The following is a 9634-nucleotide window of genomic DNA, read 5'->3' as shown; positions in this document are numbered from 1 at the left end:
ACATTGGCTATGCTCCGATGGGCGCCGGGCATTACATCCGCAACACCGGATCGACGGTGTTGCGCGTCCTCATCGGGTTCAACAATGGGCATTATGAGGCGAACGACCTCTCAGCCTGGCTCGCCGCTAACCCGGTTGACGTGCTTGCAACGAATCTCGGTTTGCCTCGTGATGTGGCAATGACGCTTCCGCATCGGGCGCGCTTCATACTGTCCGGTTCCATCCCACACTGAGCGCAAGTCTTGTCGGCCTACATGTCGACGGCGGCCTGCATTCCTCACATGATCGATCGGAATTTGAGATGAGCCTGATCGAGACACGCGGCTACCAGATGTTCCCGGTGCTCGTTGCGGAACAGATTGCAACGTTCAGGAGGTTTGCCAGTGGGCCCGCGCGCCGGTTTCAACCCCACGAATTGATCTTTGACGTCGGCGACCACCATGCACCGGTATGGATGGTTCTGGACGGTGCGATCGAAGTCGTGCGCCGCGATGGCCTCGGGCGCGAGAATCCCATCACTGTTCACGGCATCGGACAATTTACGGGTGAAGTCAGCCAGCTTGCGGGGCGTGGCTCATTGGCCGCAGGCAAGGCGGGGGCAGGGGGGTGTCTGGCGCTGCCACTGGATGCGGCGCACCTACGGGCTCTGATCATCGGTTCGGCCGATCTCGGCGAAATCGTCATGCGCGCGCTGATCCTGCGCCGGGTCGGGCTGATCGAAGGGGGTTCGGCGGGATCGGTGCTGATCGGACGAACGGGAGAGAGCGAGCTCGTGCGCTTGCAGGGGTTCCTGTCCCGCAACGGCTATCCCTACACCACGATCGACGCGGAAGACGGCGGCGACGGGCCCATCATCGTAGAGCGGCTGGGGCTGCATACGGACGATCTTCCCCTGATGATCTGCCCGGTCGGCACTGTCTTGAAGCACCCCAGCAATGCGGAAGCCGGGGTCTGCCTCGGAATGACGCCCGAGCTCGATCCGACCAAGATCTACGACACTGCCATCGTAGGGTCCGGGCCGGCCGGGTTGGCCGCGGCCGTCTATGCGGCATCGGAGGGCTTGAGCGTTCTGGTGCTCGATCAGCGCGCCTTTGGGGGCCAAGCTGGCGCCTCGGCACGGATCGAGAACTACCTAGGCTTTCCGACCGGCATATCAGGCCAGGCCCTTGCCGGACGTGCCTATAATCAAGCTCAGAAATTTGGCGCCGAGATCGCTATTCCCCTGGCCGTAACCGAACTCGATTGCCACGACAGCAGGATCAAACGACTGTCCCTCTCGAACGGCATTGGCATCCAGGCTAGGACAGTTGTGATAGCTGCGGGCGCGAGGTACCGCCGGCCGGATATCGCAAACCTCGACGCGTTCGAAGGAAATGGCGTCTCCTACTGGGCCTCGCCTGTCGAAGCGCGCCTTTGCGAAGGTGAAGAGGTTGCGTTGGTCGGCGGGGGGAACTCTGCCGGGCAGGCGGTGGTATACTTGGCCCCCAAGGTGAAACGCCTTCACCTGGTGATCCGCCGTCGCGATCTCGAAGCGACGATGTCGCGGTATCTGATCGATCGGATTGCAGCGTTACCAAATGTCGAGATCCACCCGGAGACGGAAGTGCTTTCTCTCGAGGGAAGCAAACAGCTTGGTCTGACGGGCGCCACATTCGGTAACCGCACGACTCGAGCCACACATCATCGCACGCTGCGACACCTATTCTTGTTCATTGGGGCCGAACCAAACACCGACTGGCTGGCGAACTGCGTCGGCGTCGATCATGGTGGCTTCGTGAAGACGGGAACGGGCCTGACGCGGGATACCGCGATAGCCGGAGAAGTCCTGCGAACGCTGGAAACCGACAAGGCTGGTGTCTTTGCAATCGGCGACGTGAGGGCAGGATCGACTAAACGCGTCGCCGCGGCCGTCGGAGAGGGAGCAGCAGTGGTGGCCCAGATTCATGGCTACCTAGCCGATGTCGTTCGATAGCACCCCTACTACCGCGGTCGCCGCGTCCGCCACCAGGGGCTCCTGGTTGACGCTATCGCCGGTCTAGGTGCCTTTGACGTGCTCGTTGGCATTCCGTGGGCGGCCAGGGCAAACCGGCGGTGAAGGAAGCGTAGCCAACAAAGCCCGACGAATGTCCGGTTTTCGTCAAGGCATGGATGTCGGCTCATCGCGCGTTCTGCCATTAGCGCAGAACGCTGACGTCGCCGCCGCGGAACCGACCTTCTTCGTCAATCCTCGTAATGGACGAGGTGGCTGCCGAAGAAGCGGTCTTTGAGCAGGCCGCCCATCTCGCTCAAAGCCTTGCCGATGCGCACGAACGGCGTCGGATCGACAAGGGTGCGCTCAGTTATGATTCCGCCGCCATTCACGGCGTCCAGCGTGGCGTCATCCAGCGCGATATCCTTATGTTCGGTATCCATCTGCCTGCTTCCCGCTCGACCGTGCATGTCCATTCTGTGGCTGAGGATGCTCTATCAGGATCGGCTTGCGAAACCTTTACGGAGAAAGCTCGAATTTCGGGATCGGCGGCATTGCAGCGTGCTGTGGAAACGAGCCCCATCATCACCCGGTACCGAAACGTCTTACTGAAACAAAAATGCTCCCCCAGCCGGAGCTGACGGAGCTTGATATCGGAAGATGAGAGTAGCTGTTGCGTCAGAAGATCTCGTTCTTGATGCCCTTAATCAGACCAACGTAGGCTCCGACTGCGGAACCGATCACCTGGGCGGGGCCCCTGCCGCCGATCTCTGCTCCGTTCTTCAAGTCGGTAATCACCGATTCCCCGACGCGCTTCAGAGCATCGCCCAAGCCCGCGCCATTCACGGCCTCCAGCGCCTTGTCATCCAGCGCGATATCCTTCTGTTCGATATCCATCTGCCTACTCCCCGCTCGACCGTGCTTGGCCATCCTGTTCTGGGCAGTCATACCAAGGCTGGCTTGCGAAACCTTTCAGAGACCGCGAGAGTTTTGATCTATCGGCGGAATCACAGCGTGCCGTAGGTATCTCGGCCAAGAAACAAGTAACGAGAGCGGCACGAGCCGCTCTCGTTTGTTTTATATACGCCTCTTACGAAAGCGCGCTTTTTATAGTCTGGGCGATGCCGCCAACCGCAGCGCCGCTGCCGGCACCCACAAGCCCGCCTCCGACGGCACCGAGCGTGGCGGTGCCGACCACTTCGAAAGCTGCGCCGGCAAGTGCGAGACCAACACCGCCCGTCACCGCGCCAAGGGCAAGCCCCGCGACCGCGCCGATCGCGACCCAGCCCCATCCACCGCCGACCACTTCGCTCAGTTCATTGTCCTGGAGCGGCCGCTCTTCGGCCGGCCCCTGCTCTGGCAGCGTCGCAGCGAGCTTGTGCAGAGCTCCGTAGACGGTCTCCGCCTCGCTTGAATTGACGGCGATCCCTTTCTTGGAAAGATAGAAAGCGAACGTCTCCGGATTATTGACGGTTGAAGCGAATTGCCTTGCCTCATCGGGATCGGAGGCGAGCTTGGAAAGAACGCCCTGGAATTGAATAAAGCGAGGGCTGTCTGAAGTCATTGCTTGTGCTGTCATGAACGGTTATCCTTCACAGAAGAAGACAATATCAGTTATAGGGACAGAGCTTTACGACTTGACCGCACTGACAACCTTGTCGACGACCAAGCCGGCGCCACCGCCTACCACGGCCCCCGAAAATGCCATCGCACCACCGTTCACTAGCGTGCCGGCGGCTATGGTGCCCCATGTCGTGTAACCGGCGGCCACCGTCGCGGCCATGAAACTGGTCCCGATTCCTGCCGTGAAAACAGTAATGGCCGCGATGCCGAGCGCCGCGCCGACGCCGACGCCGATGGCCGCGAAGCTGATGCCGCCCACCACCTTGTCCAGATCATCGTCGCTCAGCTGACTCTGCATCTGGTTATAGGCGGCCTGCCCTTGCTCGAACAGGTTGTCGGCCTCGAGCTTGTCGAGCGGGCAGCCGGCATCGGCGGCATAGGCGACAAGATCGTCCGGCGTTTTCACCTCCGTGAAAAAGCGCTCCAGCTGCTGCTGGTCGTCGGCGATGGAGCGGATGTGGTTTTGGAACTTCTCGACAGCTTCAGTCATGTTCTACCTCGGTTGCAAGTTTGACATTGGCAGTGCGATAGAGCGGATCGCGTACGGCGTATTTGTGCGCCAGGGCCTCGATATTGACGGACCCGCGCGCTTGACCGACGCCGCCCACCGCCGCCTCCAGATCGTCGTCGGACAGCTTGAGATCCATGCGCTGTTCGCCGATCCTGGCTTTTTCGTTATCCATGGTCTTCTCCATCGGCGATCGGCGCCACCGGCTCAGACCCTGCGGATCGCCGGGGCTTCGCAGCTATTGGCCCGGTCCCAGCGGATAAAGCCGCCATTGCCGTCCGGCCGTACGGAGCTTCTGTTCTCGCTCGCCCCGAAGAAGCCATGGGCGTCGCCGGGCACGGTGGTCACCCACATGGAACTCTTGCCGCTATGGTCCCAATGCCCGCCGGTTCCTGCGCCGTGCACCTGGTCGAGCTCGGTCTCGTCGAGCTTGCGGTTGCTGCTATCCGTCATGTCGGGTTCCTTCTGTGGTTTGCTGCGTTTCGGTCCGGCGGATGCCTGGTTCACGCGACCTGCCTGAGCGCCATTTGGGCGAACAATCCGCCGCGCTCGAGCAGCTCGCGATAGCTTCCCTCCTCGGCAACCCGCCCGCCCTGCAGCACATAGATGCGGTCGGCGTGCTGGATAGTGGACAGGCGATGCGCGATGACGACGCGGGTGGCGTCGAGCCATTCCAGCCCTTCGGAGACGATCTGCTGGGTGCGGTTGTCCAGAGCGCTGGTCGCTTCGTCGAAGAGCAGGATCCTCGGCCGGCGCACCACCGCGCGGGCGATCAGAAGGCGCTGGCGCTGGCCGCCTGAGAGAAGCGTCCCGTCCTCGCCGACGAAGGTGTGCATTCCCATCGGCATGGCGCGGATGTCGGCCTCCAGCCCCGCGAGGCGCGCCGCCTCCCAGGCATCCGTCTCCGCCAGCGCAGCCCCGTTGAGGATGTTGTCCAGGACAGTGCCGCCCGTGGCGCGGCTGGACTGGAGCACGACACCCATCTGCCGGCGCAGCGCGCGCAGATCGAGACTGCTCAGCTCCTGATCATCGAAGAAGACCGAGCCGCTTTCCGGCGTCTCAAAGCCGAGCAGGATGCGCATCAGCGTCGATTTGCCGGAGCCGGAGGTGCCGACGATGCCGACGAATTCGCCTGGCCTGATCCTGATCGACACTCCGTCGAGAACGGCGGGGCCGTCGCCGCGATAGCGGAAGACCACGTCGTTGACCTCGATGCCGCCGCGCAGATCGTGCAGCGCGCCGCGCCTGCCCGTGTTTTCAGGCGAAGCCGCGAGCAGCGGCGCGGCGCGGCCATAGAGCGGCTTCAGCGACAGCAAGGCTGGCAAAACGCTGCCCAGCGACAGGGTCGCCGACATGAACTGGCCGTAGGCGGCGTTGAAGGCGACGAAGCGGCCGATGCCGATCTCGATGCCGCCGAGACCGACGATCCCGATCAGCAGGGCGGCCGAAGCGATGCCGAATGCCGTTCCGAAGGCCGAGAAACCGGATGAAAGCCCGCTCTGGCGGAAGCCTAGAGCCCGCCGCGCGATGAAGAGCGGCGACCAGCGGGCGAAGGCCCGGGCCTCGGCGCCCGCAACCTTCAGCTTGGCGATACCCTGGATCAGTTGCAGCGCCAGGGCCTGCAGCCGGCCTTCCGTCTCCAGAGCGCGCCGCTTCCAGGCGAGCATCCGCAGATTGACCACGACCATGACGACGAGCTGGATGACGACCAGGCCGATCGCAACCAGGGCGAGCCGCCATTCGTAATAGAGGATCAGGGCGAGGCTGGAGACCGAGAAGACTGCCGAGAGCAGGGAGCTGACCGCCGTGCCGCTGACGGCGTCACGCATCTGGTTGATCGCCGCGGCACGCAGGGCGAGATCGCCCGCGGCATGGTTCCGGAAGAAGCCGGCTGGCAGGCGCAGGAGCCGGTCCCATACCGCGCCTTCGAGATCGGTGTTCAGGAGCGTGGCGAGCCGCAGCACCAGAAAGCCGCGCACGAGCTCGAAGGCGATGCCGCCGAGACCGAGCGCCGCGATGCCGACGGTAAGCTGGAGCAGTTCGGGATGCGAGGCGGCCGGGATCACCGTCTCGAACAGGATCTCCGTCGCCATCGGCGTCACTAGGCCGAGCAGGCTGCCGGCGAGCCCGATGATCAGGATGGCCATCAAACTTGGCCAGGCGAGCGGCGCGGCGAAGCGCAGCAACCCGGCGCCGTCGATCGCCGTATCCGGAAGGCAGCGCTGCAGCACATGACCGTGGTCGACCAGGGCTGCGGCCGTGCCCGCATCGACGGGCAGGTCCCGACCTGCCTCGCGGATGCGGTAGCCGCCCCGCCAGCCGGTTCCGGCGATCAGAGCGACCGGCCTGCCGTCCTCGCGGCGGAAGCCGAGGATCGATTGCCCGCCCCGGCGCCACCAGCCCGGTTCCAGCCGGATACGACGGGTCCGTACGCCAGCCCAGGCGGCGAGGTCGGCGAGCTGCCGTTCGGTCCCCAGACCCTCATCCTCGCCTGCCTCGGGCGGCGGCGCGGAAGGCAGGGACACTGCGCTGGCTTCGGCGACGGTGCGGAATGCCGATGCGAGCGAGGCACCGGGCAGCGCGCCGCCGGCGGCAGGAGGCAGAAGCGGCGCGACGGTCGCGGCCAGAATGGTTCGGTCGCGGGCCGCCTTGCCGCCGATGCGGGCGATCTCGGCGTCTTCCCGGCTCGCCTCCGAGAAGGCGAGCGCACGGGTGATCCGTTCGTGATGTCCGAGCAGCGCGCGCGCAAGACCGCCTTCTGCGGCCAGCGCCGCGCTCGTGCGGCAGTTGATCGCGCTGGTGCGTTCAACGACGATACCGCCGGAGGTCACGGGAACCGCCGGCATTCCGGGGAGAACCGGGCCGGCTCCTGGCAGGTCGGTCACCAGCGTCGCGTCCCCGGCCGCGACCCAGAGCAGGCCCTGTGCCGGCCGCGCGACGCAACCCGGCTCGAGCGTGCCGTCCCCATCGCCGAGCAGGACGGAGGTTCCCGCCAAGGGCTCGCCTGCTGCGCGTGCCGTGCGCTCGACCCAGCTTTCCGCGGCGGTGATCGCGGCGGCATCGCCACTATCGAGGCTGGCCAGAAAAGTCTCGATCGCGAAAGTCGACAACCGCGATCCGGGCGCTGGGAAAGCGAGGAGCCGCGCCTCTTTCGGTATCGGCGACGTGGCCTCCGTCAAGGACAACGGCAGCGCGATGTCATGGCTACCGAGAGTCGCCAGACGGCGGCGGCGTCCCGCCTGACCGGGCCAGTCGAGGTAGAGATCGGCCGAGCCGACATCGACCCGCAGGCCGGTGGTCGCGACGGGCATGGCCGCGCCGGAGTCGACGGCAGCGCTCCCGGAGGCGGCGATGCGATGGGGAGCTTCATGCAGCACGGATCAGCTCCCCATAGGTGCCCGCTTGGCGATAGAGCGCCTCGTGCGATCCGCGCTGGACGATCCGCCCACGGTCGAGCACGAGGATTTCGTCGCAATCGCGGATGGCGCTGAGGCGATGGGTGACCAGGATGATGGTGCAGCCACGGCGCCTCAGATTGTCGAGGATCGCTGCTTCGGTCGTGGCGTCGAGCGCCGAGGTCGCCTCGTCGAGCACGAGGATGCTCGGCTCCCCGACCAGCGCCCTCGCGATCTCCAGGCGCTGGGCCTGCCCGCCCGACCAGTTGCTGCCGCCCTCGCTGACTGGGGCGTCGTAGCCACCGGGGCGCGCGGCGATGGTGTCGTGCAGCCCGGCATCGCGGGCGGCCTCGACGATCGCCCGCTCGCTCACCCGCTGGTCCCAGAGCGTCAGATTCTCGCGGACGGTGCCTTCCATCAGGACGACGGACTGCTCGACATAGGCGATCGAGGCGGCGCGGACGCCCGGCAGGATCCGGTCCGCCGGCCGTCCGTCGAAGGCGATTTTGCCCGTCCATGGATCGGCCAGCCCGACGATGAGCCGCGCGATCGTCGACTTGCCGCTGCCGGAAGGGCCTACGAGTGCGATGCGCGCGCCCGGCGCGACCGTCAGCGAAAAGCCTTCGACCAGCGGCGGATCGAGCGGATTGTAGCCATAGGCGAGATCGGTGATCTCGACCGCGCCGGAGAGGCGGCGCGGTGCGGCCTCGGCCGTTTCCGTGGATTGCGTGTCCAGGCGCCGGTCGAGCGGATAGCGCAGCACGTCGTCGACACGCTCCATCGCCACCCGCAATTCGCGCATGCCCGAGGCGACACCGACGAGCCCGCTGACCTGCGACAGGAAGCTCGACAATACGGTCTGGAACGCCGCGAGCGTCCCGACCGTGATCAGCCCCTCCATGGCGCGCCAGCCGCCGACGCCGAGGATCGCGGCCATCGTCAGCGCGCCGAGCGCGCGCGGGATCAGATCGAGGAGTTGGAGGGGCAATTGCGAGCGGTGCACCGCATTCATGGTGCGGGCCTGGGCATTGGCCCAACGGTTCAGGAAATCGTGCTCGGAGGCGGTCGCCTTCAGGGTCTCGATCGACTGGATGCCACTGATGGAAAGGCTGCCCAGCGCCGACTGCTCGCGCATGACGGTGCGGGCGGCGTTCTCCTGCCGCCTCGCGATCAGGCGGGCGAATACCGCGTTGAACAGGGCGAGCACCAGACCGATGCCGGCAAGCACCGGATCGTAGACCGCCATGAGCATGCCGTAGAAGAGGGCCGCGAGTCCGGTCACCAGCATGGCCGAGACTTGGCTGCCGATCAGGTCGCAGGCCCGCTCCGTTGTCGCGAGCCGGCTCGCGATGTCGCCCGCATAGCGCTGTGCGAAGAAGCTCGGCGAGAGCCGCAACAGGTGCCATGTCAGCTTGAGGCCCAGCGAAACGCCGAGCTTCCATTGCAGGCGCGCGAGGAAATAGCCTTGCAGCCAGCTCAAGAGCCCGCCGAGCAGGGCGGCACAGGCGAGGCCGAGCAGCAGCGGCCGCATCCAGTCCGTCAAGTGGCGGACGAGGATGTCGTCGACGAAGACCTTCGTCGCCGCCGGAACGAAGACGCCGGGCACAAGCGCGGCCATGCCGGCCAGCACCAGGAAGACGACGGCGCCGCGCGAAGGCGCGAGCTGGTCGCGCACCGCGCCCCAGACATTCGTCCGCGCACCCGAAGGGCGGAACTCCGGGCCTGGCGCCATGGTCAGCATCACGCCGGTGAAGCCGCGATTGAATTCCTCATGCGTGACCGTGCGCGGGCCGCTGGCGGGATCGTTGAGATAGACGAGCTTGCGGCCGATCCCTTCCAGCACGACGAAATGATTGAACTCCCAGAACAGGATCGCCGGCAGTTGCTTGCCGGCGAGGTTGGCCGGCTCCGTACGCCAGCCCTCGGCCACAAGGCCGTAGCGGCGCGCAGCCTGGACCAGGTTCTTCGCCTTGCTGCCGTCGCGCGAGACGCCACAGGTGACGCGCAGTTCCTCGAGCGGCACCCATTTGCCGTGATGAGCCAGGACCATGGCAAGGCAAGCCGCTCCGCATTCGACGGCCTCCATCTGCAGGATGGTCGGGACCGACTTGCGGCCGGTTTGCGGAAAACGCACGGGAG

At 65.5% G+C, this 9634-nt stretch carries 10 protein-coding genes; 2 read left to right on the top strand and 8 right to left on the bottom strand.

What is annotated here, in order from left to right:
• Together JHD80_RS00715 and JHD80_RS00710 are read left to right on the top strand one after the other, a co-directional pair.
• A partial coding sequence (locus tag JHD80_RS00715) for a cupin domain-containing protein (protein ID WP_465246487.1) occupies positions 1 to 233 on the top strand: 233 nt, incomplete at its 5' end.
• A 68-nt stretch (positions 234 to 301) separates the two neighbouring features.
• Positions 302 to 1972, top strand: coding sequence for an FAD-dependent oxidoreductase (locus JHD80_RS00710; RefSeq protein ID WP_199084436.1), 1671 nt, complete (start codon positions 302 to 304; stop codon positions 1970 to 1972).
• A gap of 248 nt (positions 1973 to 2220) precedes the next feature.
• Here the strand turns inward: JHD80_RS00710 and JHD80_RS00705 are convergent, their stop codons facing one another.
• From JHD80_RS00705 to JHD80_RS00670, 8 genes are all read right to left on the bottom strand, one after another.
• Positions 2221 to 2412, bottom strand: a complete 192-nt coding sequence (locus JHD80_RS00705; protein ID WP_199084435.1) for a hypothetical protein — start codon at positions 2410 to 2412, stop codon at positions 2221 to 2223.
• A gap of 235 nt (positions 2413 to 2647) precedes the next feature.
• On the bottom strand, positions 2648 to 2866 hold the full coding sequence (locus JHD80_RS00700) for a hypothetical protein (protein WP_199084434.1): 219 nt from the start codon (positions 2864 to 2866) through the stop codon (positions 2648 to 2650).
• Positions 2867 to 3059: 193 nt separating this feature from the next.
• Positions 3060 to 3548: a hypothetical protein gene (locus JHD80_RS00695; protein WP_199084433.1), complete on the bottom strand. Its 489-nt coding sequence runs from the start codon at positions 3546 to 3548 to the stop codon at positions 3060 to 3062.
• Positions 3549 to 3599: 51 nt separating this feature from the next.
• A complete protein-coding gene (locus JHD80_RS00690; RefSeq protein WP_199084432.1) occupies positions 3600 to 4082 on the bottom strand; it encodes a hypothetical protein in 483 nt (160 codons plus the stop codon).
• Positions 4075 to 4275, bottom strand: a complete 201-nt coding sequence (locus tag JHD80_RS00685; RefSeq protein WP_199084431.1) for a hypothetical protein — start codon at positions 4273 to 4275, stop codon at positions 4075 to 4077. The genes JHD80_RS00690 and JHD80_RS00685 overlap by 8 nt, the downstream gene beginning before the upstream one ends.
• Before the next feature lie 32 nt (positions 4276 to 4307).
• The gene (locus tag JHD80_RS00680) at positions 4308 to 4553 is read right to left on the bottom strand and encodes a hypothetical protein (protein ID WP_199084430.1); all 246 of its coding nucleotides are present in this window, start codon (positions 4551 to 4553) and stop codon (positions 4308 to 4310) included.
• 50 nt (positions 4554 to 4603) lie between these two features.
• Complete coding sequence (locus tag JHD80_RS00675) at positions 4604 to 7477, bottom strand: NHLP bacteriocin export ABC transporter permease/ATPase subunit (protein WP_199084429.1); 2874 nt, start codon at positions 7475 to 7477, stop codon at positions 4604 to 4606.
• Positions 7467 to 9629: an NHLP family bacteriocin export ABC transporter peptidase/permease/ATPase subunit gene (locus JHD80_RS00670; RefSeq protein WP_349237183.1), complete on the bottom strand. Its 2163-nt coding sequence runs from the start codon at positions 9627 to 9629 to the stop codon at positions 7467 to 7469. Before JHD80_RS00670 ends, JHD80_RS00675 begins: the two co-directional genes overlap by 11 nt.
• Between the last annotated feature and the right edge of the window lie 5 nt (positions 9630 to 9634).

Source organism: Allobosea sp. ASV33, from assembly GCF_016428755.1.
Lineage (GTDB): Bacteria > Pseudomonadota > Alphaproteobacteria > Rhizobiales > Beijerinckiaceae > Allobosea.
The sequence above is the reverse complement of the archived record's forward strand: the minus strand, read 5'-3'. Positions and strand labels throughout refer to the sequence as shown.